Source organism: Leifsonia sp. 10N434, from assembly GCF_056394405.1.
The window spans coordinates 35,235-61,256 of sequence record NZ_JBFTHV010000004.1; the positions used below are offsets into that span (position 1 = coordinate 35,235).

Here is a 26,022-nt window from a genome sequence, read left to right on the forward strand (position 1 = left end):
CGGCCGCGCACATCGACCAGACTGGGGTCATGAGTCAACCAGGTGACGGCCGCGTCGCCGTCTACATCGATTTCGACAACATCGTGATCTCGCGCTACGACCAGGTGAACGGGCGCAGCCAGTTCCAGCGCGATCGCGCCAAGGCGGGCGCAGACGGCATGGCCACGGATCCCAAGATCGCCCAGCGCCTCCAGAAGGCGACCGTGGACCTCGGGGCGGTGATCGACTTCGCCTCGTCGTTCGGCACCCTCGTGCTCGACCGCGCCTACGCCGACTGGTCGGCCGCGGTGAACGCCGACTACCGCGGGCAGCTGGTCGCCCGCGCGGTCGACCTCGTCCAGCTGTTCCCGGCGGCCGCGTACGCGAAGAACGGTGCGGACATCCGCCTGGCCGTCGACGCGGTCGAAGACCTCTTCCGCCTGCCCGACCTCACCCACGTGGTGATCGTGGCCGGCGACTCCGACTACATCGCGCTCGCCCAGCGCTGCAAGCGGCTCGGCCGCTACGTGGTGGGCATCGGGATGGCGGGCTCGACCAGCAAGGCGCTGGCCGCCGCGTGCGACGAGTTCGTGATCTACGACGACCTGCCCGGTGTCGCCCCGATCGATGCGGGAACCGACCAGACGCTCGACGAGGTCGAGGAGTCGCTCGTCGCCGCCGGCGACGTGGCACCGGTGGCCGAGGGCACCGCCGGGGGCGCCGCCTCCGGCGCGGAGGGCAGCGACTCTGCGGAGACCGCCGCGCCGGCCAAAGCGCCTCGCAAGAAATCGACCCGCACCCCGAAGACGGCCCCCGCCGCCGTCGAGGAGCAGCCGGTGGAGGAGCAGGAGTCGATCGCCGACCGGCAGGCCGCCGCGACCCGCCTGCTCGAGCGCGCGATGCAGCTCGGTCACGAGAAGGACGACGCCGAGTGGCTGCACAGCTCGTCGGTGAAGTCCCAGATCAAGCGCATGGATCCGTCGTTCAGCGAGAAGTCGCTCGGCTTCCGGTCGTTCAGTGACTTCCTGAAGTCGCGCGACGAACTCGTCGACCTCGACGACAGCACGACCGCTCTCCTGCTGCGCTCGAAGCCGCAGTCGCCCCCTCCGCCCCGCAAGCGCACCCCGCGACGGGCGTCGTCGTCATGACCACGGCGCACGGCTGGGTGGCCACCCGCTTCGGCGGCTTCGACGACTGGGAGTTCATCGAGCGCGAGGTGCCGGCTCCCGGCCAGGGCGAGGTCAGCATCCGGGTGCGGGCGTCCGGGGTCAACCCCGCGGACTACAAGCACGTGTCGATGCCGAACCCCGGGCTGGAGCTGCCGGTGCCGATCGGGTACGAGGTGGCCGGGATCATCTCGGCCATCGGACCTGACACCGAGATCGCCACCGGAGGCGGACGCGTCGGAGACCCGGTCGTCGCGTTCCGGATCAGCGGCGGCTATTCGACCGAGCTCACGGTGCCCGCCGGCGATGTGCTGGCCAAGCCCGACGGGCTGGGCTTCCCCGAGGCGGCGAACCTGCTGCTGGCGGGGTCGACGGCATCGCAGATGCTCCACGTCGTCCGAGCGGCCGAGGGTGAGACGGTGCTGCTGCACGGCGCATCCGGTGCTGTCGGCGTGAGTGTGCTGCAGCAGGCCCGAGCGCTCGGCGTGCGGGTCGTCGGCACCGCGAGCGAGGCGCGCTTCGACGAGGTCCGCCGATTCGGGGGCATCCCGATCACGTACGGAGACGGACTGGTCGAGCGGGCCAGAGACGCCGCGCCGGACGGGTTCGCCGCCGCGCTCGACGCGATCGGCACCGACGAAGCGGTGGATGCGTCGCTCGAGCTCGTCGACGACCGGTCGCGCATCGTCACCATCGCGGCCGGGCCCCGTGCGGAGCGCAACGGTTTCGTCGCCATCAACGGGCGGCAGCCGCAGAGCATGGAGTACCGCGACAGCGTGCGGGCCGACCTGCTGCGCCGCGCAGGAGAGGGCGAACTCGTCGTGCCGATCGCGCGCACGTATCCGCTGCCGGATGCGCGCGAGGCACTCACGTTTCTGCAGAGTGGTCACCCGGGCGGCAAGCTGGCGCTGCTCTCGCCGCGGCACTGAGGCGGGTCGCGGCGCTACGGCCGGTCGCGGCGGGTCGCGGCGCTCGCGTTACTGGGGCTTGGTGGCCTTGCCGTCGAGCCAGAGCGTGACGGACTCGTCGCGGTGCACGCCGTCGTCGCCGACGAACTTCTCGCTGATCGTCGGACCCTTCGTGATCACGTGCACGAGCGCCATGCCGTGCCCGCGCCCGAGGTCGTAGTCGGTCTTCAACCAGTCGAGGATCTCGCCGGCCTTGGTGCCGGGCCCGTAGCCGCGTTCGGTCGCGAGCTCGACGAACTCGCGCGGCGTCTTGCCGGTCTTGTCTTCGATGTTGTCGAGATATGCCTGGAACGACATGCGGTCTCCCCCTCGTGGTCGTGACGCGGTCGCGTGACACCCCTCGGTGATTGTCACGAGACCGAGCGCCCGTAGCGAGCGCTGATCAGACTGTAGCGGTCAGGCGCGGACGGCGGAACGGTGCAGCAGCTCTCGCACCTCGGATTCGTACCGCGCCACCGGCCCGTCGACAGGAATGTCCGGCGCCACGACGGTGATCGGCAGCGCCGCGACCGGCCCGGCCGCGAGCCCCCACGACGCCCGCCAGCCGCTGACCTGCGCACTCGAGACGGCGTACACGATGCGCCCGAGACCGACCCAGGCATGCGCGGCCGAGCACATCGGGCAGTGCTCCCCCGAGGTGTAGACCGTCGCGGACGCCCGCTCGTCTGGTGTGAGGTTGCCGGCGGCCCAGCGGGCGATCTCGAACTCCGGATGCCGCGTCTCGTCGCCGCCGCCGGCACGGTTGCGGTCCTCGAACAACACGTGGCCGTCCGGAGCGATGAGCACAGAGCCGAACGGCTCGTCGCCGGCTTCGAGCGCCTCGCGGGCGAGTTCGACCGCCCGGGCGAGCCGTTCCACGTCGGTGTCGTCGATCATGCTGGTCTCCTCGGTCGGGATCGCGTCGCGCCTCGTCAGTGGGCGACGTGTCGGCTTCGTCAGATGGCGGGTGGAGGGGGTACCGGAGCGGCGGACTCCGCCGAGCTGACGGTCGCCTCCCGGTCGGAGAGCTTGGCGGCGAGCGTCTGCACCACCGCGGAGCGAACCGCTGGCCCGTGGGCCGGATGGTGCCAGAACTGCACCAGCAGGGTCACCCGCTTCGGCTCCACGGTGTCGACCAGCACGCGCACATCCTCGCGCCGGTGCACGCCGTCGGCGGACGCGCAGGCCGTCGCGAGAAGCTCTGCGAGGTCGGCGGGCGTCTCACTCGGTGCGCGCCCCACGCGCACGTGGACCTCGCTACGGCGACCGGCGCGCTGGGAGTCGTTGACGAAGGTCGACCCGAGCACGACGGAGTTCGGCACGTGCACCACGCGCCCATCCGCCGTGTCGATCGCCACCGAGCGCCCGTTCAGCTCGCGCACCGTGCCCGTGTATCCGTCGATGTCCACGACGTCGCCGACCACGAACGGACGGCGCGTCTGGATGACGATCCCCGCCGCGAAGTTCTCGGAGACACCGCGGAGCGCCAGCACGGCGATGACCGCCACGATGATGGCCAGCGCGATCACCGGCTGGATGGGAGCCCCGAGGAACGCAATGGCGACCCCGATGCCGAGCAGGATGATCGTGAGGCGCACCGACCGCGCGATGCGGTTGCGGGCATCCGTCGACAGGCCGTTGACCTTCGACAGCAACGCCAGCGTTCCGTGCTTCGCGGCAATGCCGAGCACCACACCGAGCACGACGGCGACGATGGCGAACACCACCGCCCACGGGTCGAGGGTCGAGAAGAAGCCCGCGGCATCCGGCGTCGCGAAACGAAGCACTGCCGCCCCCTCCTGCGCCCGGCCGGACGCCCCGTCTGCTGCAATCTAGCCGGGGTCACCGGATGGTGTCCATCCGTTCGCCGCGCGTCTGCTGTATTCCCCGATCGTTCCCTTGTCGCCCGATATTCCCGTATGCCAGGGTCGAGGTGCGGGCCTCCCGTCCCGGCTGGTCCGCTTCGACGAGGGGTGGGGTATGTCCGACAATCTGCCAGGCACGGTGCTTCCGACGCCCGATCAGGCCTATGTGGGCCCGATCGTGATGGACGCGAAGAAGCTCGAGGAGAAGCTGCCGCCGATCGAGGTGAAGCGGCCACCGAAGCAGGCGCCGAACGTGCTGCTGGTGCTCCTCGACGATGTCGGCTTCGGCGCGTCGAGCGCCTTCGGCGGACCGGTGCCGATGCCGACGGCCGAGCGTATGGCAGGCGCCGGGCTGCGGTACAGCCGCTTTCACACCACCGCGATCTGCTCCCCCACGCGTGCAGCGTTGCTCAGCGGACGCAACCACCATCAGGTCGGCATGGGCCAGATCACCGAGACCGCGACGCCGGCGCCCGGCTACCGGTCCACGCGGCCCAACTCGTGCGTTCCACTGCCCGAGATCCTGCGGCAGTCCGGCTACAACACCGCCCAGTTCGGCAAGTGCCACGAGGTGCCCGTCTGGGAGAGCGGCCCGACCGGCCCGTTCGACCACTGGCCCGCCTTCAGCGGCTTCGAGAAGTTCTACGGCTTCATCGGCGGCGAGACCAACCAGTGGACGCCGGCACTGATCGACGGGGTGTCGCTCATCGAGCCGCCGAACGACCCCGACTACCACCTGATGCCCGACCTGGCCGACAAGGCCATCCAGTACATCGACCAGCAGAAGGCGCTGACGCCCGACAAGCCGTTCTTCGTGTACTTCGCGCCCGGAGCGACGCACGCGCCGCACCACGTGCCGAAGGAATGGATCGAGAAGCACAAGGGCCGCTACGACCAGGGCTGGGACGCTCTGCGTGAGGAGACGTTCGCCCGGCAGAAGCAGCTCGGCATCGTGCCGGAGGAAGCCGAGCTGACGGTGCGCTCCGAGGGCATCCCGGCCTGGGACGACGTGCCGGAGGAGCGCAAGCCGATCCTCGCCCACCAGATGGAGGTGTACGGCGCCTTCCTCGAATACGCCGACCACCACACCGGCCGCGTGATCGACGCGATCGACCAGCTCGGGATGCTCGACGACACCCTGGTCATCTACATCATCGGCGACAACGGCGCCTCCGCCGAGGGCGGCCTCGAGGGGGCGTTCATGCTCTCGACCGCCGCCAACGGCGGGGCCGAGTACGAGACGGTCGACTTCTGGAAGGAGAACCTCGACAAGATCGGCGGACCCGAGGCGTACAACCACTACGCGGTGGGCTGGGCGCACGCGATGTGCACCCCATACCAGTGGACCAAGCAGGTCGCCAGCCACTACGGCGGAACCCGCAACGGCACCATCGTGCACTGGCCGAGTCGCATCCCGGCCCGCGGCGAGGTGCGCAACCAGTGGCACCACGTGATCGACATCGCGCCGACCATCCTGGAACTGGCCGGGCTCGCGCAGCCGCACACGGTGAACGGCGTCACGCAGGTGCCGATGCACGGGGTCTCGATGGCCTACAGCTTCAACGATGCGGCCGCCGACGAGCGCCACCTCACCCAGTACTTCGAGATCATGGGCAACCGCGGCATCTACCACAAGGGCTGGACGGCGCAGACCCGGCACCGCACGCCCTGGGACGTCGTGAGTGCGGCGCCCGACTTCTCGGATGACGTGTGGGAGCTCTACGACACGACCGTGGACTGGACCCAGTCGAACAACCTGGCGAAGTCCAACCCCGAGAAGCTGGCGGAGCTGCAGCAGCTCTTCCTCATCGAGGCGACCAGGTACAACGTGCTCCCCCTCGACGACCGCGCCGCTCAGCGGATGAATCCGGAGTTCGCCGGACGTCCGACTCTCGTCAGCGGCAACACCCTGCGGCTGTACCCGGGCATGGTGCGGCTCAACGAGAACGTCGCGATCAACGTGAAGAACCGGTCATGGTCGGCGACCGCGGAGATCGTGGTCCCGGACTCGGGCGAGGTGGACGGCGCGATCCTCGCGCAGGGCGGTCGCACCGGTGACTGGTCCTTCTTCGCGGAGGGCGGCAAGCTCGGCTTCCACTACAACTTCTGCGGGCTGCTGCGCAGCACGGCCCTCTCCGAGAAGCGGATCGGCTCGGGACGCCACCAGGTGCGGGCCGAGTTCGCCTACGACGGCGGCGGCATCGGCAAGGGCGGGACCGTGACGCTGTTCATCGACGGCGACGCCTCGGGCAGCGCCGTGGTCGAACGGACCCACCCGATGTACTTCTCGTTCGATGAGGGTCTCGATGTCGGCACCGACACCGGGATGCCCGCCTACGAGGGCTACACGACACCGAAGGCACGTTCACCGGCACGATCGACTGGGCGCAGATCGACCTCGGGCTCGACGACCACAGCCATCTCCTCGACCCCGAGGAGTGGCTGGCCGCCGCCATGCGGCACCAGTAGACGCGCCCTTCGCGTCGCACGAGGGCCGGGCATCTTCCGGGATGCCCGGCCCTCGTCGCGTTCGCGACGCGTGGTGCAGTGAACCCCCTCTTCGCTGTCCCCCTTGTGGGGGCGATGCACCTGCTGCTACATTCGGCGTTTGTTAGTTGGGTTTACTAACTAAAGGTGATATTCGCTCAACGGGTGCGCGGACGGTCCGGTGCGCTCGTACACATCGAGGGAGTCGTACATGAAACGTGCCGCCTACACTCTGGCCGCCGGGATGCTCGGGGCGGCGCTCTGCGTCGCTGCCGCCGTCGCACCGGCCAGCGCCGCCACCCCGAGCTCAGCCGCTGCCGGCTCTGCCTCCGCCGGCTCTGTCGCTGCCGGCTCCACTGCCGCCTCGGCCGGGTCGCATGCGCCGTTCATCCTGCCCGCGCTCCCCCTCCCGCCGCATTTCTCGGCGCCCTACGTGGACGTGACCTCGGTGAGCGACCTCGCCGACATCTCCGCGAAGTCCGGTTCGAAGGTGCTCTCGCTGGCGTTCCTCCAGACGGAGGCGCCCGGATCCTGCACCGTGTACTGGGCCGGAAACACCGCCACGCCGGTCGCCGCGAGCACGTTCGGAGCCGCCATCGACCGCATCCGGTTGCGCGGTGGCGACGTGATCCCCTCGTTCGGCGGCTACTCGGCAGACACGACGAACACCGAGATCGCCGACAGCTGCACGGATGTCCACAAGATCGCCCTCGCGTACGAGAAGGTCATCACGACCTACAAGGCGCAGCGGCTGGACTTCGACATCGAGGTCGACTCGCTCAGCAACCTGGCGGGCATCGACCGCCGCAACCAGGCCATCGTCGAGGTGAAGGCCTGGGCCGCGAAGCAGCATCGCCCGTTGTCGATCGCCTACACGCTGCCGTCGACCCCGCAGGGGCTCGGTGCGACCGGCGTCGCGCTCCTCCAGTCGGCGGCCAAGTACCGCGCGCCGATCGACGCCGTGAACATCATGACGTTCGACTACTGGGACGGCCTCACCCACGACATGCTCGCCGACGCGAAGAGCGCTGCGGCCGGCCTCGTCACCCAGTTGCGCGCGACCATCGCTCCGCACGCCTCGGATGCGGCCCTCTGGCACAAGGTCGGGATCATCCAGATGAACGGGATCGACGACTTCGGGCCCGAGGAGACGTTCACCGTGGCGCAGGCGTCGCCCCTCGTGACCTGGGCGACCGCGAAGCACCTCAACATGCTGAGCTTCTGGGCGCTGCAGCGCGACAACGGCTCGTGCCCCGGCGTGAAGGGCTCGAACGACTGCTCCGGCGTGGTTCAGGCACCGTGGGCCTTCTCGAAGGCCTTCGCCCGGTTCGCCAGCTGGTGGTACTGACCCAGCGGCCATCGCGCGTTCGTCATTTGCCAGTCGATGCGGTGAGACCGGGGCTGAGACCGCATCAACTGGCAAACGACGGCGGCGCGCCGTGGGCGGCGGCGATCGCCGCGGCGCCGGCGCGCAGCTCCGCGACGAAGAGATCGGGCTGCTCCCACGCCCCGAAGTGGCCGCCGTGCGGCGGCTCGCCCCAGTGCACGATGTTCGTGAAGCGACGCTCCGCCCAGCGCCGCGACGGACGCGGCACCTCGCGCGGGAACACCGTCGCCGCCGTCGGCACCGTCACGGGCGGACCGTTCGCCGTGGTGAACCACTCCGTGACCTCCGCGATGCTCGCGGCATACAGCCGGGCCGACGACGCCGCGGTACCGGTGAGCCAGTAGAGGGTGATGTCGTCGAGCATCCGGTCGCGGGTGAGCGCGCTGCGGGCATCCGGGTCCCGATCGCTCCACTCCCAGAGCTTCTCGACGATCCAGGCGGCGAGACCGGCCGGCGAATCGACGAGCGCGTAGCCGATCGTCTGGGGGCGGCTCGCGTGCACCGCCGAGTACCCGGATCCGGTCGCGCTCCGCTCGTCGCGTTCCGCGAGCGCCTGTCGCTCCGCCCGGGTGAGGTCGGGAGCGTCGCGATCAGGGGCCGCCAGCGGCGGGACGAGGTGGATGCCGAGCATCCGGTCGGGGTGCTGAAGCGCCAGGCTCGTGGAGATGCTCGTGCCCCAGTCGCTGCCGGCCGCGATGAATCGCCGGTAGCCCAGACGCGCCATCAGCTCGGCCCAGGCGTCGGCGATCCGGTGGATGCCCCATCCGGTCGTCGCGGGCTTGCCACTGAACCCGTACCCCGGAACCGAGGGAACGACGACGTCGAACGCATCGCCCGCCTCTCCCCCGTGCGCGACCGGATCCGTCAGAGCGCCGATCGCCGCCTCGAACTCGAAGAACGACCCGGGCCAGCCGTGCGTGAGCACGATCGGCGTCGCGTCCGGCTCACGTGAACGGACGTGGAGGAACTGGATGTCCACACCGTCGATCGCGGTCACGAACTGCGGGATGCGCGCCAGCCGCGCCTCGGTCGCGCGCCAGTCGTAGCCGTCGGCCCAGTAGGCGCAGAGGTCCTGGAGGAACGCGAGCGGCACACCCTGCGACCAGTCGCCGACGGTCTCGCGGTCGGGCCAGCGCGTGCGGCGCAGGCGCCGGCGCAGCTCGGCGAGCTCGCGATCGCTCGCCCGATACGCGAACGGCCGGATGCGGTCGTCCATCATCAGCGCTGCCCTCGATCGCCCACGGGCCAACGCTAGTGCGCGACCGCACGGCCCGGAAGGGACACCGCCTGAAGGGACACCGCCTGGCGCGGCGGGTACCGTCGGAGTCATGGATATCGATGTGCGGACGTCTCTCGGTCCAGGCAAGCTGGTCGTCGACGCGGCCGAACACCCGCGCGCCGTGCTGTGGCTCGGTCATGGAGCGGGTGGAGGCATCGGGGCCATCGACCTCGCCGCGCTGGCTGCCCGCCTCCCGGCGCAGGGCATCACCGTGGCCCGCTACGAACAGCCGTGGCGCGTCGCCGGCCGCCGAGTGGCAGCGCGCCCGGCTGCGCTCGATATCGCGTGGCAGGAGACGGCGCCGACGGTGACCGACCTCGCCGACGGGCTTCCCCTGATCGTCGGCGGTCGCAGTGCGGGTGCACGCGTCGCCTGCCGCACCGCCGCATCCGTCGATGCCGTCGCCGTCGTGTGCCTGGCGTTCCCGTTGCATCCGCCCGGCCGCCCCGAGAAGTCACGGCTCGAGGAACTGCTGGCCCCGGAGGTCCCGGTGATGGTGCTGCAGGGCGAACGGGACACCTTCGGCTCCGCGGCGACGGTCGCCTCCGAGTCCGCCGACCGCGCGAACATCCGTGTCATACCGGTGCCGGGCGCCGATCACGGCATGAAGGTGCTCGCGTCGTGGCCCGTGAACGCGCGCGCCGTCGCCGAGCTCGTCGCGAGCTCGGTCCTCGACTTCATCGACGACGTGCTCGCGTCCGCGTGACCATCGACGGACGACCGAGAGAGCCCGCCTGCTGTTGACACCTCCGCCGATCGGGTGAAGGCTTCGTGCCGAGGCGCAACGCTGCGATCTCCGTGAGAGTAAGGAGCCTCCATGCCGCTCAGCGAAAAGGTCACCGACTACACCGCCACGGTCCTGAAGAACGACGTCGTCACCTATACGCGCGTTCTGCGGCTCACGACCGAGTCCGGGCACACGGCCTTCCTCGCGTTCGAGCCGACGCCCCGCGCCGCCTGGCTCGAGGTGACTGCTTCGTACACCAACGTCTTCCTGCCGAGCGACGAGTTCGATCGCACCTACCACCTGCTGCAGACGGAGAGCCCCGTCTATCTCACGGCGATCAACTTCATCGGCCTCCGGGCGTACAACCTCTCGACCGGCCCGGAGCTCCCGGGCGAGGGCCCCGGCGACGAGGATGCGCTGGTCGAGCTGGCGGCCCGGATCCGCGAGCAGGTCACGGGCCCGCAGGACTGATCAGGTCAGGTCGCGTCGCATGACCCAGCGCTGCGCGCCGCCCGAGTGCGCATCCGTGAGCTGGTGCCGTGTGAAGCCGTGCGCTTCGAAGAGTTTCACCGTGCCCACGTAGCCGCTGATCACGTCGACCCGATCGCCGTCGATTTCGACCGGGTACCCCTCGACGATCGCCGCTCCGGATGCTCGCGCGTGCTCGACGGCGCCGTCGAGCAGTTCGTGCATGAGTCCGCGCTTGCGGAATCCACCCCGCACCACGAAACAGACGATCGACCAGGGATCGAGCTCTTCGTCCAGGTGCGGGATCGTCCGCGAGTGCATCAGCCGCCGGTATGTCGATTTGGGCGCGACCGAGCACCAGCCGGCGACCTTCTCGTCGACGTAGACGAGGACTCCCGGCCCTGGCTCGCGGGAGCACTCGTCATGCATGTACTCCACGCGCTCGGGCATGGCGAGCCGAGCATCCCGATACGACATGCAGACGCAGCCGCCGCCACCGGGTTTGCGCGGCACCATGAAGGCGGCGAAGTCGTCCCAGCGCCCGGTCGCGGGGAGTACGTCGATGGACATGTCCGCAGCGTACCCGGGGCCACCGATATCGGAGCGGAGTCGGCTCAGTACTCGCCCTTGATCACGAAGTACGAGCCGCGGATGGTGCCCGCGAGCTTCGACTTCTGCCGCGCGAACTTGAAGGCCGCCAGCTCCTCGGGCACCTCCATACCGTCGGAGAGCTTGAATCCCACCGCGCGCTTGCCCGCATCGTCGATCGTGTACATCACGTTGATCGAGAGCCCGGACTGGTAGAACACGTAGGCCATCCGGATGCCGTCGACCTCGAACGCCGTCACCTCCAGCGCCGGCGACGCGATCACGATGTCGCGCTCCTCCTTCAGGATGCGGGCGATCCGGTCGAGCGTCTCCGGATCCTCGTCCGCGGGCGTCGTCGTGAAGACGTGATCGTACTTGTTCTTGAAGTAGCGGGCCTCGTTGGCGCGCAACCCGGCGAGCGCTTCAGCGACCGGAGACGACTCCAGCCCGACGGTGGAAACGTTCACGAAGTCGACGACGTACGGCATGAGTCCTCCTGATCAGCAACAATGCACCCAACGGTAGCGTGATCGCGCGCCGCTGCGCTGCCCGGTGCCAGGATCGTATGGTGACCAAAGACCTGCTCCTGCGCATCCACAGTCCCGAGTTCCAGGCGATGTCCGAGAGGGTGCTCGCGGTCACCCAGCTCACGTCCCGACTCAATGTGCTGCCGTTCGACGACGTCGTCGGCAAAGCGGACCTGTTCGAGCAGATCCTGGGCAGGCCGCTGCCGGAGCGCGTCACGATCTACCCGCCGTTCTTCAGCGACAACGGGCTGAAGCTCGAGCTCGGCGAGCGGGTGTTCATCAACCAGAACTGCACGTTCCTCGACTACGCGGGCATCCGGCTGGGCGATCGCGTGATGGTCGGCCCGAAGGCGACGTTCATCACGGTCGGGCATCCGGTCGACACGGAGGAACGCCGCGTGTGGCTCACCGGCGGCCCGATCGTCGTCGAGGAGAACGTCTGGATCGGCGCCGGCGCCACGATCCTGCCGGGCGTCACGATCGGCCGCGACTCGGTGATCGCCGCGGGCTCCGTGGTGGCCGACGACGTGCCGGCGGCGAGCCTGGTCACGGGCACGAAGGCTTCCGTCCGCCGGCAGTGGTGAGGGCGATGCGCGACCCGCTGCCAAGACGCCGCGCAACTCCGGAACACCGAGACGACACGCCGTCCTGACGCGTGTAACTCCGGAAAGTCAGCCCGGAACGCCCAGGAGTTCCGGAATTGCGCGGCACAGCCTCCTAGAGCGCAGCCGCCGGCCGTGGCGCCAGGTCGTAGACGTCGAGGTAGCCGCACATTCCGTAGCTGTGCGCATCCGGAGTCGAGCGCGTCTCGAGCCGTGCTGTGTTCAGGTGGTCCGCGCGGCCCGTCCCCATCGCGGAGAGGAACGCCTCGGTCCGGTTGGCCGCGTCGGCGGCGCCGGCCGCCCAGATCCCACGCCAGTCCTCGAGGCGCGAGGCGACGATCCCACGGGCCGCCGCGTAGAACGGTTTTCGAGCGCGGCGGGTCCGCGCGACTCGACCGCAGCACCCAACGCCGGAACCCGTCGACTGCGCGGGCCTGGCGCGACCGAGCAGCGCGCTCGACCGCATCGCCGGCCGCGCCGCCGTGTGCCGAGGGCAAGGCCGCCGCCGCACGGTATCGGTCGCGATCGTCGAGGTCGTCCGCCGGGAACTAACCTAGTTCGCAGAGAACTGCCACGATCCGCGAACAAACCACGCGTCGACCACGCATCCGGCGCGTCACCGCCACGCCACTCGTCTCGCGCTCGTCGCGTCGCACCTGTTACGTCACTCCTCGCCGACGGCACGTCCCCGCGCCGCGCACGCTTCGTCACATGCCAACGCCACGGTTACGCCCCGACTCCGGCGCGCCACGCGCCGGGCGGGCGACCGAAGGGAGCCCGTGATGTGGACGCACTGCGGGTTCGGAGAGCTGCCGCACACACAACCCATCGACACCCCTTCCAGGACCGCTCCGCGGCCGGGAGGTTGTCGATGGTTATCAGTTCGCTCTTAGTCCCGGAGGTGCTCCTCATTGGGTGCTTTCTCGTCTTCTCATGCCGCTCCACCGGTCGACGTTGCCGCCGTCGTCCTGCCGCAGCTTCGCTCACGTAGCCATGCAGACGTCTCCTCTCGCGTTACAGTCCTCCGCGCCGTCGCAGCCGGTATCGCCGCAGACGTCCGTCCCCATGACCTCCGCCGCTTGATCCGGTCGCTCGGCTCCCCAGATCAAGTTGCTCTCGTCTCCGACGACGCCCACTGGTGGCGCACGGTGCGGGAGCAGCGCACGCACGTTGCGCGGCAGGGCTCCGCGGAGAGTGAGTACAAGAATCGCCTTGCCTACGCGCGGTTGGCGATCGCGCGCGTCACGACTCCGGTTCCCGCGGGCGTTGTCAGCGATCGTCGGCTGGTCAAGTGCCGTCGTGCGCTCGCGATCATCGCCTCACACGGCATCAAGGCCTCGTATAGGAAAACCCTCATCGCCTCCGCCTTCCTTGCCACGGTAATGGGCGTCTCCGTTCCCACCGCCGTGCGCATCCTTCGGACACTCGAGAAGGAGCTAAAGGTGGATCCGCCGCGCGGGTTCCCGTGGCGCCGGCATCAAGTGGGAACTCACGAGACTCCGCGGCGACGCCGAGCTCCGGAAATCATGGGGTATTTGGTGACAATTCGTGGGTATCTTGCGACAGGTCCTCAGTCACAGTCGTACATCTGGTGGCACCCCGCGCAGGTATGTGGCGAAGGCCCGTATCTGGTGACGACCCTGGCGGATGTCCTAGACACGTCCAAGCCTTGCTTGTTGAGTCGTGTCGGGGGGGCCACGGGCGTACTATCGGCCGCGAATTGCGACAATTTTCTTTCGGCTGGGTTCCGGTTCGCCTGCCCACCTAAGCACTCGACCCGTTTTGCGGTCGAGGCGAGGAACCTCCGAATGGCCGGGCACAGTCGTGTACCCGGCTGCAAGCTCCCTCTTGACCCTGAGATTTGAAAGACCGAGTAAGAGGAATCCAACTGCAGCGGATCCGATGAAAACGATCCCAATCCCTAGGATGACGGGCAAATCGTTGATCAATGGACTGTTCCGTATCGGAACGAGGGATGCTCCGGCGATGAGGGCGAGTAGAAACGGCGGAGTCCCTGCATGGGCCAACCCGCTGGCGGACGGCCCAGGAAGGAGGGCCAGAACCGGACGATCCGCGCTACTGTCGCTGGACATCCGAACCTCCCCAGAACGAAACTCCGAGGCCGAGCAAGCTATACAAACGGTCCGCTAAGTCTGTAATCCCTTGCGATGTGATCGAGGCGGCCTGATAGTTCTTACTCAAAATCGATGCCGCACCCCTACCGACGACCGGAATCCCTAGCCCCACAACGTCTGCCACGCACTGACCTCCGCGACGTCCGCCGTTGTAACAGCCATACATACTGGCGAGTCCGCCTGCACAGTGTGCCACCAATTCAGCTGACGGAAACACGATTCCGACGAGTCCGGCAACATTACTATCGTTGCCCACGCCATCCATGAAACTGTCCTCACGCTTCTGCCGATCTAGGAGGACGTTGTTATGGACACATCGATCGCTGTTGTAGTTCGATGAGAAGAAGCTATACCCGGCCGCACAGCCTCCTGCCGCCGACGGCTTGCTGGGTTCACCACCTTCGGAATGACGGGTTCCGCTTTCGGAGTCCGGCCAGCAGCCTCAGCGCGACTGTCAACAGCATTCTGGGCTTAGCGGTAGGAGTTCGCGATGTCGTCGCGCGTGTTCGTCGCCCTTCGGGCACCTACCGCATTGAGGCGCATTTCGGGTCGCGCCCGTCCAATCATCGAACGGTTGCCGAGCATTCGACGAATGCCTCCTGCGTCCGTCAGCTCCGTCAGGGCTGAGCCGACGGGGGCGGAAAGTAACTTACCTCACCGCTTGCCTGGCAAATCAGGAGACCCCGAGGACTGGTTAGGCTCCACGCCTCATAGGGCGGGTCGGGTGGAACCACGATCGAAGCACCGTTGTCGAATGACAACGTGAGAACGCCGTCGTCTGTGATGCAAGATCCAGTAATAACCGTGAAGAAGAGCGATACCAAACGTCCCGCAGCCTGGGAGTATGCGCTCGACTCAACTTCGAACAGCTCAGCCGGGCCTGCCGATAACCGAAGCGGACCCTCAATCTTGATGCTCGTGTTCCTATCCGTGTACAGAGTCAATGCAGCGTCGAAGCTAACCAAGTACACCTGCTGGCCTACAAGAAATGCGCCGGACTCGAACTCGGCGTCGTTCATCCGGATCTCCATTCGCTCGTCACTTTGCATTTCGATCGTCGAAGTCTAAAGCAGGGGGTACGGACCGACCTGAGGCGGCGGAGGGCTACCTGGCCAGGTGGACGGCATTTGATATTTCCCGTTGTGGTCGATGGGGAAATGCGTCTTGTCAGGGCCGGTTGGTTTGCCGTTGATGTCAATTGGTTGGGCGTGATCATTGTAGAAGCGAACATTGCCGTAGGGATAACGCTCGCTGGGCGGGCTGAATCGAACGGAGTTGTGGTCTGTGACCGATCCACGAGGACGCCAAACAGTGCCTCCGTTCCGTGAGGGGCTTGAAACGTAGCCTTCTGGCACCCCAGCCGGGCGGTCTGGTGCCGATTCGACAAGCTTTCTAACGGCGAGACCGCCCCGAAGCAGCTTCCCTAGTACTCCGGCTATTGGCAGCAGACTAATGGCATCCAGCACAGGTTCTGGATTGACCGGCTCGACCGTCGATTCTTGTCGGGGCGCCCAGGCGGAGCAGTAAGAGCCGCAGCCACTTTGCGAGGACGGTCGAGTCCCGGAGCTGGATTCCGGAGTATTCCCGGCCGCAGGTGGAGCACTGTTCGCGTTTCCGGGAGGACCGCCGTAGTAGGCGTTACGGCATTGGACGGTTTTACACGACGGGTCCGTCGGTTCGTTTCCTGAGGGGTCCGACAGCGTAACCGGGTTGTTCACCGAGTACGAATACCCGTTGTTTTGTGCAGGGCTCATCGGCGCGAGAACAGAGTCGACGGAAAGAAATCTGCCCAGCGCTGAGTCGTAATCTCTTGCACCAAGATGGGCAAGCGCCGTAGTGGAATTGGTGGGTTGGTTGAGGTATCCGTGGGGTGCTGCCCATGCAACTGCGGCGCCCCGAGCGTTGCCGTACGGGTCGGTGTAGCGGCGACTGAGCGCTCCGGTGGATTCCACCATTTGGATGTCTTGGGTGTGGTTCGCGTCACCCCCGATGAAGTAGGTCACGGCGCTGATGCGTTCGGCGACCGGGATGTCTCCCACACTGTAGGTGCGCGTTGCCGTGATCGTGCTGGAACCGACTGGGGTGTGGAGTTCGGTTTGGCCGAAGTGCGCCGTGTTGCCCGTTTTGGAGTCGACCTCGAGCATCAGGTTGCCGTCGGCGTCGTAGACGTTGTTCTGGGTAGCGGTTCCGGTGGTGATGCTGGTGGGCTTGCCTTGCTCGTTGTAGGCGAGGGTCTGGCCAGGCCGCGTGGTGGTGTTGCCATCGGCGTCGTACCCGAAACTGCTCGTGCCAGCGCTGTCGGCGATTTGGCTGACCGCGTGCGGCCTCGGGTCCCCCGGCGCGGGGTATGCATAGGTGCGGGTGGAGGCGGTTCCTGTGGCGGTGATCGGGTTGGCGGTGCTGCTGGTCCGATTACCGGTGGCGGGATCGATGGTATAGCTGGACCAGTACGGCGCAGGTCCACCGATGGTGGTGCTGGTCGGGGTTGTCGGACAGCTGCTCCCGGTGGTGGTCCAGGCTGCGGTGAGGTTCTGGAGGTGGTCGTAGGCGAAGCATTGGTTGTCGGTGCTGGACGGGTTCACCGTTTTGATGTTCGTGACGTCCCCAGCGAGGTTGCGGGTGTAGAGCCGGTTGGCCTGGTCAACGAATGTGGTGCCGATTTGAGTCGTGTCGACGATGTTGCTGATCGCACCGGTTCCGTTGTCGTACCCGTAGCTGGAGAACAAGCTGTTGCTGGTACCGCGGGTGATCAGGCCGATTCGGCTGAGGGGATCGTAGTCGTTGTACGCGTAGTAGCTGAGACCCTGAAGGGCAACGGTGTTGCCAAGCGCGTCGTAGAGGTAGCTGACCCGTTCCGTTCCGATCCCACCCACAGCAGGGAACAGTTGCAGTCCGAGGTAACCATTCGTGTAGGAGTTCGACACCGTGTAGGTGGTGCCGGCGAAAGCCGGGGCACCTGTCGGGATCGTGTATTTGGTGCCGGACGGTTCGTACAGCGAGTCGTATCCGGTCGTTTCGGTGGTGTATGCGAGGCCGGGGTGTCCGGGGGTGGATCCGGTGTAGCTGCTCGATGAGGCCAGTTGGCCCTTGGCGAGCGTGTCGAAGGTCCAGCTGGCCAGGAGCGCGCCAGTGGTGCTGCCAGCGTACGTGCCGGTCTTCCGGCTTAGGGCGTCGTAGGTGTGGGCGACGGTGGATCCACGCGCGTCCGTCGTAGTGAGGACGTTGCCGGCCAGGTCGTATGTGCTGGTAGTGGTTCCGGCGTCGGGATCGTTGGCGGTTGTCTGGTGTCCTTGGACGTCGTAAGCCCAACTCCAGTTGTTTCCGGCAGGGTCGGTCATTTGAGACAGGGAGCCTTGAGCGTTGTAGACGTAGCTCGTTTTCAGGCCGGTACCGCTGATGGTGTCAGCAGAGTATTGGGTGAGGCTGGTTTTCTGGCCGACGCTGTTGGTGATTGTTGTGCTCGGGGTGCCGCCGGCGGGTGGGGTTGTGTCGACGCGGTCGGCGCCAAGGTAGCTCGTGTTGGTGCTTTGGATTTCGTTGCCGAAGGAGACCAACGTGGTCTTGATCGGCCTGTCAGCAGTGTCGTAGTCGGTGAGAGTTTTCGACGGGACTTGTTGCTGGCTGGCAGGGACGAACAGGGTGCCTGAAACTGCGGGTGTTGCCCAGTATTTGTTGTTCGTGACGGTCGTCCGTCCGTGGTCGTCATAGGTGGTGTCGACCATGACCGAGCCGCCGTTTGCGCCAGCGGCCGGAGCTTGAGTCTGCACCACGCGGCCGAGCCCGTCATAGAGGTCGTAGCTCGCGATGTATGAGCCGGTGCCGGGGCCAGCGATTTCTGTTTTCCGCCACGATGGTGCCGTCTTTGACATGCTGTAGCTGTATCTCGCGGACGGCGTGGATGCGTTGGTGGCTTGGGGTCGGTCGGGTTTCCACATGCTCACGAGTCGGCCGAGGGCGTCGTACTTGGCGGAGGAGACGTTCGCGTTCGGGTCTTTAACGGTCAGGGCGCTACCCCGAGCTGGATCGAAAGTTGTCGTCGTTGTCCAGCCGAAAGGTGCCGTGTTGGTCACCGTTGTGGAGGTGAGCGGGCCTATCGTGCCGGCTGCGGGCGCATATGCGGTCGTTGTGGTGTGACCGAGGATGTCGTTGACGCTGACCGAGCGGCCGCGGATGTCGTAGGCGGTGCTGGTCGAGGTGGTCCAGGCGGGAGTGGTCCCCGTAATTCCTGTGATGGTTTCCATCTTGGTTGGGTCGCCAAACGTCGGTGCGGCTCCGACGGCTTGATTGTCATAGCTGGTTCGGGTTCCACTGATGAACTGGTCGGCGGTGGCCGTACCGACGTGTCCGCAGTCAGTAGCAGCAGACGTCACTTGCTTGACAGCGCCGATGATCCACGCGGTCGGGTTCTGATCCGCGTACGCCGTTACGGTGCACTTACTTGAAGCGTCGGACGGCGCGACCGTCTGGGTCAACGGGAGCCCGGTAGCATCGTCGAACGCAGTCGTGGTCGTAGTCGTGCGGTTGCCGCCGCCCGATATCGGCTGGGTCAATACGCTCGTGCCCGTACCGGTGTGGCGAGCCGTATACGTTCCATCGTCTGCCGTCACGGAGGACGCCCACGGAGTGTCTACCGTCGTGGAGAGGGTGGTGCCCCCGACGCCTGCCGTCGTAACGGTCTGACGGGTGCGGCCTGCGAACCAGAGGGAGTCCGGTGATCCGGCCACGGACATCTGTTTTGTTCCTCCCGCAGCGTTAGCGCGATCCCCGTCGAGCCCTTGATAGAAGGTGTAGCGAGTGACGGACTGTTTCGACGGATCGGAGGAGTTGCCTGTGCGGACCTCCGTCGTGTTGAAGCCGGCGAAGATAGACCAGGTGCGCTTACCGGCCGGGATCAACGGAGAAGGGTTGTACCGCCAGGCCGGCGTCCCATACACGTATGAGGTCGTCGACGTTGCTGCGCCCGCACCACCGGTCATCGGATTCTGGGTGACGGCGGTGACCACGTACTTGTGGAACAGGTCCTCTTGCGGTTCCTGAGGAGGGGTGACCCGCGGCGACCACCATTGCGGGAAGCAGCGTTTCGTGTTCGTCTCCGGGGCGGCCATGATCGCAGCAGCTTCGCCCGGTGTGCACTCCTGAGCCGAGTAGACGATCGACGTGACCGCGCCGAGCTCGTTCTGAATCGAGGTGATCCGATACTTGTCGAGCGGTGCCAGCCCGTCGACAGCCCACACCCGGTTTTGCCGAGTAGCACCAGTGAAGGTGACCGAAGGCTCCGCCAGTGTTGTCGACCCCGCGTACCCTGTGTGCGTCACCCCGGTCAGCCAGAGCGCGGCGGTGGTACCATCGCCCGGGTTCGGGTACGAGTGTCCCAGCGCATACGTGTCCACGTTGGCGTAAGCGCCAGCAACCAGCGCCTGCGTCGTCACTTTGGTCAGAGCTGACGTGGTCCAGAAGGTCGGAGAAAGCAGGCCGGCGCAGGCGCCGGTGGTGCACAACTGGTCGAACGGGATGTCCGGGTACGCAGTCGGGGTAGCCGGTATGGTGGCGGCACCAGACACCGCCTGAGTGGTGCAGGTTGCACCGCTACTGTCCGAGCAGCGACCACGAGTGTCATAGGTGAACACCACTTTTCCACTCGCAGCGTTGGCGGTGTACACGGTTGCGGCAGTCAGCCCGTAGTCGATGTGGTTGAGTTCGCCGCCGCGGACGTAGCTAGTCGCCGTGGTCCCATTCTTGGCGTACATGTTGGTTTGAGCGTTGTAGTAGTACGCCTGGGCGTTCCCGTGGACGTCGACGACGTAGTCAAGGTTCCAGCGCCATGCCTGCACACATGACGACGCGGCGAAGGTTGCCGCGTGGCACGGTTCGCCCGGGTCGTTGCCGAAAACCGGCACCGTCCACACGGAACCGGTAGTGGGTTGACCAGACACCCGGCCGGGAAGCTGATACATACCGAAGAAGTACTGGGTACCGTCCGTCGTCGTCATCCGCCAGCACGACGAGTCGTATGTGGTGTTGGACGGGCACGGGGCGCCCTTCAGCTGTTCGAAACGAGTCCCGTCATCGCCTTGGAGATGCCACTGGCCACTACTGGTGTCTTTGATCAGCTGGCCGGAGTGACCTGCGAATGACACGGTCGCATTGTCAGTTTTCCAGCAGAGGTCGCCCGATGTCTTCACTGGTCCCGACGGGCCATCGTCGGTGGCACAGCCGACATAGCTGCGCTCGATGAAGCCGGCGCCGCCCAACGACCAACCCTCACCGATCGCAGAGGGTTGATTGTTGGTGGACCCAGTGAGCCCATCAACTGACTGCGAATCGTACGACAGCGATAGTGCCGGCGTTTTGCCGGCCGGTGCCGGTGGCAGAGTAAACGGGTACGACCAGGAGAACGTTCCCGTCGCCGCCGACACATCCCACGCCTGCGACGGTTTCAGCGAGGTAGCGGTGAAATCACCAGTCCCTGCCGCTGAGACGGGTGCCGCCGCCGCGAACATCGTGATGGCGGACTTCGCCAACATCGGAGTAACAACACTGGACCCGTCGGTCGGGTCGATAGATGCCAGCACTGGCACCGCATCCGCTTCGGTCGCAGTAGTTAGCGTGGTGCCGCTTACCTGCATCCAGCGGACACGGGAGGAGTAGTCGGCGCCGTACACACCCGCAAGCGTCCTTTTCGGGATGCGCACCGCGACTGGAGCAGCATCGGCTCCTCCATCCGCCCGGCGCAGCTGTAACACCAATCCGGTGAGTCCTGCCTTGGTGACTGCCTTCGCGTCGAGGGTGGTCGCGCGAACTATGCGCACCTTTGTCGGGGTCGAATGCGATTTAGCGTTCGTCGGTACGGTCTCGGCCGCAGCCAGTTGCAGGTCGGTGCCCGCGGCGCCTGCCCACGCGCCGGTGATGTGTGTGCCGGGACGGCTGTCGACGCCCTTGAGTGCTACGGCCTTCTTCGCCTTCGCGGTCGGAAGCACGACGGTGGCATCGGCGTGAACCGGGGTCTCCCGTGCCGGTGCTTTCGCAGAACTGGACGATGCCGGTGCCTTTCGACCGCCCAATGCGTCGGCGTGAGTACCGGGAACGGGCTTCGTGATCTTGATCACCGGTTTGTGGCCTGCAGCCGACGCGGCGGAGGGCTGCATCATCCCGGACACGAGAGTGATCGCTGCGATCGTCGCGCAAAGCGCCGCTACCCAGCGGCTGCGTCGATGCGACATCAAGGGGGTCGTGATTGTCATGATCGAGAAGACTCCGTTATCTGAGCTGATCGCAAAGTTCTACAGGGACGGCGAGGTGAGCTCTTGGGCGGTCATTACGCCCTGCTCGATGGACGTGCCCGCGACCGAACCGCTGAACACGTCGGCCAGTGCACCGTTGAGTTGGGCCGCGCCGACGACGGTCCGCCCGGTCGCGTTCTTGTTGTCCGAAGGCGGGGAGTAGAACGCCTGTGCTGTTGACAGCTGGTTGTCCACCGTCGATCTGACCACGAGGCGAAGTTGCCCAGACACCTGGTCCCAAACGCCCGATACCATCGAGTACGTTCCCACCGCGATCGGGCTGGAACCGGTTACGCAAGCCGGTGATCCTCCGGTGGCGCCTTGAGGGGTCATGCAGAACTGCCAATGACCGCCACCGCTGCTGCGTAATTCAAATCCCGAAGCCGTCCCACCAGACTGAGAAATGATCGAACCGACCTTCGTCGACGTCGGCTTCACGAGACCGCGAACGGTAAAGCTTTTCGTTGTGTCGACAGCGGGAACGGCTGTCTGCGTGTTGACGAACGGGGAAGGCACCGCACTGCCGGGAAAGACCATCGCGGCATCGACGGCGACCGTTGCGTCTTCCCACCCAGGGGAGGTTGTTCCTACGGACGAATCGAGTGTTCCCACGAACAAGGGGAGAGTGGCTGCCGGCGCGTCATCAATCTTCGCAACGCCTGTGTCAGCGGTCGTCCACACGCGACCGGCCGCTTTCGCCGCATCATCAGCGCCCGCTAGAACAGCGAGACCGCGGGAGGACTTGACCAGCGTTTTGGTGCCGTCCGGATTGGTCTTCAGCTCTGCGGACACGTTCCCGGCGAGATCGTAAGAGGCCACCCACAGGGTTTTGAGCCGGTCGTCGGGAGTGACCGTCAGTGTCGCGGCGCCCTTTGTGGCGCACACTATGCGGGTGGTGGTACTCAGCGTGCTGCCACATGCCGGGGCGCCCGAAGTGTAGTCCGTGCCCGCCGGGGTTGCTCCTGGCGATGTCACTGTTCCGGTACCCCACCAGACCTCAAATCCCGCCGCCGGATCACTGCTGCTTGATGTGACTGTGACCGTCATCGGCTGTCCGACCACGTTCGACGTGCCAGTCGAGGTCACCGTTGGCAGTCCGGGCGCTGTGCTGTCGACGGTGAAGTAGCACCAGGGAGTGTACGCAGAGGTCAAACCCCACGAGTCGGCTGAACGAGACTTCCACGCGTACACGCCGTCCGCTAGCCCGTTCGCGCCAACCGTGTAGGTCTGCCACGTGTTGCTCGCCTGACCGACGCCTCCGTTGCCCCATGCCCCGATGACGTTTGAGCTCAGATCTGTCTTCTTTGCGATGTAGAAGCCCACCTTCACGAGATCGCCGCTGTCTGGGTCGCTCGCCCGCGCCTGGAAAGTCAGTGAACCGCCGGTGCCGTTGTACACATATGCGGGGGCCCCGGCCGGGTCGGTTTGGCAGGTGCGAACAGGGGACGTCATCGACATGCCCGTCGGCACAGCTGGCGGTCGGTCGTACGTCACCGTGAGCGACGCGGTCCCATCCAAATGCTTACGAGTAAGGGAGTTCGCCTCATTCGCGGTCCGAAGCCCAAACTGGATGAGACTTTGCCCCTCGACCAGTTGTTGCTTCACACCCGCCGTGGCCGTGAATCCAACAAAGCCTGCGGCGTTGGTGCCCGTTCCGCAGCCTCGTGTGCTTGGCTTCGCGTCCAGACGCTGTGACCAGTTGTTGAGCTGGTTGTTCCAACTGAACGGATTCGCGGCCATCGGACTGGTCCGCCAAAGCTCGAGGTTCGTGGTGTCACACGAATTTGCCCAAGCCTGGTGGACGCTGAGTTGGGCGTCTGAGACGGCAAAGCCTTTGAAGGTGCTGATATCGAACTGATAGTAGGCCCGAGACAAATACCCGATGCCGTCCTCGATCCCATACCCGACACTCAACGAGCTCGCGTTCTTGTATGTCACCGTGGGCTCAGCTCGATCGGTGTACCACCACATCTGCATGGTGGGAGTCCAATCGGGATCGACAAACAGCGGGTAGGTGATTGAGGAGTCGGCCGCGATGTCATCCACGTTCAAAGCAACCGAACTGTCTGTGTGAGTCACCGGTACTGCTAGTTGCTCCCCCGCACCCGGACCGGACGCGTCGGCTCCTGACGAAGAGGTGTCCCACCAGACGGGTGTCCCGGATTCCACCGGCTTGCCACTCTCGGGCACTGCGATCAATGTCCCCGTACCTGGGGCGTTTTGCACCGAAGCGCCAGACATCTCGAACGTCGCTCCTGCCAGCTCGGGTTTCGCGGCAGCCTCAGCGTTGCCGACCACGAAGACCTCCCGCATACCCTGCGCGGTGGCGGTCACCCGCAAGTCGACATCTGTGAACACCTGTCGGTAGACCGCGGTGTCGCCGTCGATGACCGGAACAGGAAGATCGCCGTGCGGCCAGGACTGGGTGATCCAGTCGCCGGACTCGGACCGAACCTGGGCGACAGTGTTCGTCCCGCCGCCCCCGAAACGAACTCCCACCGCCGAAACCTTCGGAACCAGCCAGCCGGCGCTCAATGTCAGATCGGAATCGATCGGCTTCCAATGACCGTCAACAATGGTCTGCTGCGGAACATTGGAAATAGTCGCGCGCATACCGCCTTCAGGCATCGCCTCAACCAGCGTCGACTCGTTTGAGTCGCTCACGACAGTGACCGGGTGACCGTACTCGGCCGCGATCGTCGCCGCTTCAGCCGCGGTCGCAGCGTCAGTCGAGTCCGCGACTGCGTCCTGCGCGAGCGCGCGTTCTGAGGTGACAGGCACAAGAGCCCCGACGACCAACACCAAAACCAAACCAAGAACCGATTTGCGAAAGCGTGGCTGCACTGGATCCCCTTATCCCGGCACTAGGTAGACGCGCCTGTCTGCACACCTTGCCCTATGCGAAACCTAAGTATTTCTTCGAGAATTCACATAATTTCCAGCCCACTGTGACCCGTTTGGGGGCGCACAGATTCGGCAATGGCTGAATGTCGCATGTGCGCGGGCACAGATTGCCAAAGAGATTCCCAGACAATCTTCAGTGTTATCGGCCCACCTAGGGTGGCAACGCTCGGTAACTAGAAGTCAATCTGGCACTAAACGGAGCAGGGCGCCCGGCTTTAGAAACTTCAACTCGCGTCTAGATAGGCCACCGGAAGCCAACTTGCCCCGACGCAAGCGTCAGTTGCGAACGCGGATCACGATGTGACGCGAGCCCCACGCAAGCATTTGCGCCGACCACACATCTTCGGTTCCACGAAGTGCCACGACGCCGCCACTTGAAGATGTCATCGATCCGGCCCCGTGTGTCGGTGTCTGTGGTGATCTGATGGTCTGCACGCTCCCACTGCTCCCCATCCGTTTTCAGCCAGAGATGTCTTGCCGGCGGCTCATCGCGGTCCGCTAACTTGCGCCCACAAACTCAGATCCTGGAGGACGTCCGGGCAGTTCGTATCCTTCTTCAACTCGTTTAGCAATCCCCGCACCTACGGGATCGCTTTGCTCACACCCGCCTCAAGGGCGGCTGACGCATCACGATCCGACCTATACCCATTCTGACTCGTTGGGAATGAGCCGCGTTAGTTGAGCGAGTTCCCATCGATGGCGAGCGTCAGCACGCGCTCGACTCTTAACGAATACCGCTTCCGACTGCCGAGCCTCCGTCCGTGTCTTCGACTTTCGTTATGAGACAGCCCGGGTGTCACCGGCGGGACAAGCAGTGGGACAGTGACGTCACGAACTCGGGTCGCCGGCGTCGCGTGACGTGAGACATGGAAGGGGTCGTCGCTGGACGATGAGGCCGTGTCGAACGCGTCCCGTCGCGGGCCAAGGTGCCGCGTTGCACTAGGTCAGAGGATCGCGGCAGGCGTGGGTATTTGGTGACGACGCGTGGGTATCTGGTGACAGCACACCCGCGCAGTCGTACATTTGGTGGCACCCGCGTGACAGCACACCCGCGCAGCCATGCTTTCGGTGGCACCCCGTGGGTATCTGGTGACAGCACCCCCGGCGCAGTCGTACATTTGGTGGCACCCGCGTGGGTATCTGCTTACAGCACACCCGCGCAGTCCTACATTTGGTGGCACCCGCGTGACAGCACACCCGCGCAGCCGCACTTTCGGTGGCACCCGCGTGGGTTATCTGGTTACAGCACGAGGCTCATACCTTTGACTGCCGCAGGTGCGGATATCTGGTGGCTCCACCCACTCGTACCGTACATCTGGTGGCACCCCACGTGGGTGACTGGTGTCGGCGGAGGCTCGCGCCTTTGGCTCCCGCGGGTGTGTGCCTGGTGACGTCGCTGACGGATGTCGTAGACGCGTAACGTGCTAGTCGCCTTGGTAGAACTCCCCCACCGGACCGTGAACCTCTGAATGGTGCTTGCGGAGAGCGGAAAGCACGGCCCCGCGGATGATCGCCCACAAAATGATGATCCAGAGGGCGATGCCAAGGAGCGAAGCCGCAATCGTGCCGATGAGCATAAGAATAGGGGTGTTGGGCGAGACCATGCCGTCAGCGTATCGGCGCCGCTGGCGGCAGATCGGGCTCACGCCTCCCGGATTCTGTCCCCAGTTCGGGACAGCCG

Annotated in this window: 18 protein-coding genes; 7 read left to right on the forward strand and 11 right to left on the reverse strand. The window is 65.8% G+C overall.

Annotated features, from left to right (window positions below; genetic code table 11):
* The first annotated feature begins 29 nt into the window (after positions 1 to 29).
* Both AC1DB1_RS11525 and AC1DB1_RS11530 read left to right on the forward strand, forming a co-directional pair.
* A complete protein-coding gene (locus tag AC1DB1_RS11525) occupies positions 30 to 1,127 on the forward strand; it encodes an NYN domain-containing protein (protein ID WP_477200878.1) in 1,098 nt (365 codons plus the stop codon).
* A complete protein-coding gene (locus AC1DB1_RS11530; protein ID WP_477200879.1) occupies positions 1,124 to 2,074 on the forward strand; it encodes an NADP-dependent oxidoreductase in 951 nt (316 codons plus the stop codon). Before AC1DB1_RS11525 ends, AC1DB1_RS11530 begins: the two co-directional genes overlap by 4 nt.
* Before the next feature lie 48 nt (positions 2,075 to 2,122).
* Here the strand turns inward: AC1DB1_RS11530 and AC1DB1_RS11535 are convergent, their stop codons facing one another.
* From AC1DB1_RS11535 to AC1DB1_RS11545, 3 genes are all read right to left on the reverse strand, one after another.
* Positions 2,123 to 2,410, reverse strand: coding sequence for a DUF4287 domain-containing protein (locus AC1DB1_RS11535; RefSeq protein ID WP_271175176.1), 288 nt, complete (start codon positions 2,408 to 2,410; stop codon positions 2,123 to 2,125).
* Positions 2,411 to 2,509: 99 nt separating this feature from the next.
* A complete protein-coding gene (locus AC1DB1_RS11540; RefSeq protein WP_271175177.1) occupies positions 2,510 to 2,989 on the reverse strand; it encodes a nucleoside deaminase in 480 nt (159 codons plus the stop codon).
* A gap of 59 nt (positions 2,990 to 3,048) precedes the next feature.
* Positions 3,049 to 3,879: a mechanosensitive ion channel family protein gene (locus AC1DB1_RS11545; RefSeq protein ID WP_477200880.1), complete on the reverse strand. Its 831-nt coding sequence runs from the start codon at positions 3,877 to 3,879 to the stop codon at positions 3,049 to 3,051.
* A 193-nt stretch (positions 3,880 to 4,072) separates the two neighbouring features.
* Between AC1DB1_RS11545 and AC1DB1_RS11550 the strand changes: the two genes are divergently transcribed.
* Entirely contained in the window at positions 4,073 to 6,508 is a 2,436-nt protein-coding gene (locus AC1DB1_RS11550) for an arylsulfatase (protein ID WP_477200881.1), read from the forward strand.
* A 147-nt stretch (positions 6,509 to 6,655) separates the two neighbouring features.
* On the forward strand, positions 6,656 to 7,792 hold the full coding sequence (locus AC1DB1_RS11555; protein ID WP_477200882.1) for a chitinase: 1,137 nt from the start codon (positions 6,656 to 6,658) through the stop codon (positions 7,790 to 7,792).
* A gap of 64 nt (positions 7,793 to 7,856) precedes the next feature.
* Here the strand turns inward: AC1DB1_RS11555 and AC1DB1_RS11560 are convergent, their stop codons facing one another.
* Complete coding sequence (locus AC1DB1_RS11560) at positions 7,857 to 9,050, reverse strand: epoxide hydrolase family protein (RefSeq protein ID WP_477200883.1); 1,194 nt, start codon at positions 9,048 to 9,050, stop codon at positions 7,857 to 7,859.
* Between the two features lie 109 nt (positions 9,051 to 9,159).
* On the opposite strand from AC1DB1_RS11560, the gene AC1DB1_RS11565 reads away from it, so the two are divergent.
* Both AC1DB1_RS11565 and AC1DB1_RS11570 read left to right on the forward strand, forming a co-directional pair.
* A complete protein-coding gene (locus AC1DB1_RS11565) occupies positions 9,160 to 9,816 on the forward strand; it encodes an alpha/beta hydrolase family protein (protein ID WP_477200884.1) in 657 nt (218 codons plus the stop codon).
* Positions 9,817 to 9,927: 111 nt separating this feature from the next.
* The gene (locus AC1DB1_RS11570) at positions 9,928 to 10,308 is read left to right on the forward strand and encodes a hypothetical protein (RefSeq protein WP_271175183.1); all 381 of its coding nucleotides are present in this window, start codon (positions 9,928 to 9,930) and stop codon (positions 10,306 to 10,308) included.
* On the opposite strand, the gene AC1DB1_RS11575 is transcribed toward AC1DB1_RS11570, so the two are convergent.
* Together AC1DB1_RS11575 and AC1DB1_RS11580 are read right to left on the reverse strand one after the other, a co-directional pair.
* The gene (locus tag AC1DB1_RS11575; protein ID WP_477200885.1) at positions 10,309 to 10,875 is read right to left on the reverse strand and encodes a GNAT family N-acetyltransferase; all 567 of its coding nucleotides are present in this window, start codon (positions 10,873 to 10,875) and stop codon (positions 10,309 to 10,311) included.
* A gap of 44 nt (positions 10,876 to 10,919) precedes the next feature.
* On the reverse strand, positions 10,920 to 11,381 hold the full coding sequence (locus AC1DB1_RS11580; protein WP_271175185.1) for a phage tail protein: 462 nt from the start codon (positions 11,379 to 11,381) through the stop codon (positions 10,920 to 10,922).
* Between the two features lie 80 nt (positions 11,382 to 11,461).
* Here AC1DB1_RS11580 and AC1DB1_RS11585 point away from each other — a divergent pair, with 80 nt between their 5' ends.
* Positions 11,462 to 12,004 (forward strand): sugar O-acetyltransferase, encoded by a 543-nt coding sequence (locus AC1DB1_RS11585; RefSeq protein WP_477200886.1) that lies wholly within the window; start codon positions 11,462 to 11,464, stop codon positions 12,002 to 12,004.
* A gap of 133 nt (positions 12,005 to 12,137) precedes the next feature.
* On the opposite strand, the gene AC1DB1_RS11590 is transcribed toward AC1DB1_RS11585, so the two are convergent.
* From AC1DB1_RS11590 to AC1DB1_RS11610, 5 genes are all read right to left on the reverse strand, one after another.
* The gene (locus tag AC1DB1_RS11590; protein WP_477200887.1) at positions 12,138 to 12,272 is read right to left on the reverse strand and encodes a hypothetical protein; all 135 of its coding nucleotides are present in this window, start codon (positions 12,270 to 12,272) and stop codon (positions 12,138 to 12,140) included.
* Between the two features lie 2,502 nt (positions 12,273 to 14,774).
* Positions 14,775 to 15,206 (reverse strand): DUF6188 family protein, encoded by a 432-nt coding sequence (locus AC1DB1_RS11595; protein ID WP_477200888.1) that lies wholly within the window; start codon positions 15,204 to 15,206, stop codon positions 14,775 to 14,777.
* A 15-nt stretch (positions 15,207 to 15,221) separates the two neighbouring features.
* Positions 15,222 to 21,398, reverse strand: coding sequence for an RHS repeat-associated core domain-containing protein (locus AC1DB1_RS11600; RefSeq protein ID WP_477200889.1), 6,177 nt, complete (start codon positions 21,396 to 21,398; stop codon positions 15,222 to 15,224).
* 39 nt (positions 21,399 to 21,437) lie between these two features.
* A complete protein-coding gene (locus tag AC1DB1_RS11605; protein ID WP_477200890.1) occupies positions 21,438 to 24,281 on the reverse strand; it encodes a hypothetical protein in 2,844 nt (947 codons plus the stop codon).
* A 1,484-nt stretch (positions 24,282 to 25,765) separates the two neighbouring features.
* Complete coding sequence (locus AC1DB1_RS11610) at positions 25,766 to 25,945, reverse strand: hypothetical protein (protein ID WP_477200891.1); 180 nt, start codon at positions 25,943 to 25,945, stop codon at positions 25,766 to 25,768.
* Positions 25,946 to 26,022: the final 77 nt, after the last annotated feature.

Coding starts and splice junctions, on each gene's coding strand:
- AC1DB1_RS11535 (WP_271175176.1), bottom strand. CDS start 2,410: ATGTCGTTCCAGGCATATCTCGACAACATCGAAGACAAGACCGGCAAG.
- AC1DB1_RS11555 (WP_477200882.1), top strand. CDS start 6,656: ATGAAACGTGCCGCCTACACTCTGGCCGCCGGGATGCTCGGGGCGGCG.
- AC1DB1_RS11600 (WP_477200889.1), bottom strand. CDS start 21,398: ATGACAATCACGACCCCCTTGATGTCGCATCGACGCAGCCGCTGGGTA.
- AC1DB1_RS11580 (WP_271175185.1), bottom strand. CDS start 11,381: ATGCCGTACGTCGTCGACTTCGTGAACGTTTCCACCGTCGGGCTGGAG.
- AC1DB1_RS11575 (WP_477200885.1), bottom strand. CDS start 10,875: ATGTCCATCGACGTACTCCCCGCGACCGGGCGCTGGGACGACTTCGCC.
- AC1DB1_RS11570 (WP_271175183.1), top strand. CDS start 9,928: ATGCCGCTCAGCGAAAAGGTCACCGACTACACCGCCACGGTCCTGAAG.
- AC1DB1_RS11530 (WP_477200879.1), top strand. CDS start 1,124: ATGACCACGGCGCACGGCTGGGTGGCCACCCGCTTCGGCGGCTTCGAC.
- AC1DB1_RS11610 (WP_477200891.1), bottom strand. CDS start 25,945: ATGGTCTCGCCCAACACCCCTATTCTTATGCTCATCGGCACGATTGCG.
- AC1DB1_RS11565 (WP_477200884.1), top strand. CDS start 9,160: ATGGATATCGATGTGCGGACGTCTCTCGGTCCAGGCAAGCTGGTCGTC.
- AC1DB1_RS11590 (WP_477200887.1), bottom strand. CDS start 12,272: ATGGGGACGGGCCGCGCGGACCACCTGAACACAGCACGGCTCGAGACG.
- AC1DB1_RS11595 (WP_477200888.1), bottom strand. CDS start 15,206: ATGCAAAGTGACGAGCGAATGGAGATCCGGATGAACGACGCCGAGTTC.
- AC1DB1_RS11540 (WP_271175177.1), bottom strand. CDS start 2,989: ATGATCGACGACACCGACGTGGAACGGCTCGCCCGGGCGGTCGAACTC.
- AC1DB1_RS11525 (WP_477200878.1), top strand. CDS start 30: ATGAGTCAACCAGGTGACGGCCGCGTCGCCGTCTACATCGATTTCGAC.
- AC1DB1_RS11560 (WP_477200883.1), bottom strand. CDS start 9,050: ATGATGGACGACCGCATCCGGCCGTTCGCGTATCGGGCGAGCGATCGC.
- AC1DB1_RS11550 (WP_477200881.1), top strand. CDS start 4,073: ATGTCCGACAATCTGCCAGGCACGGTGCTTCCGACGCCCGATCAGGCC.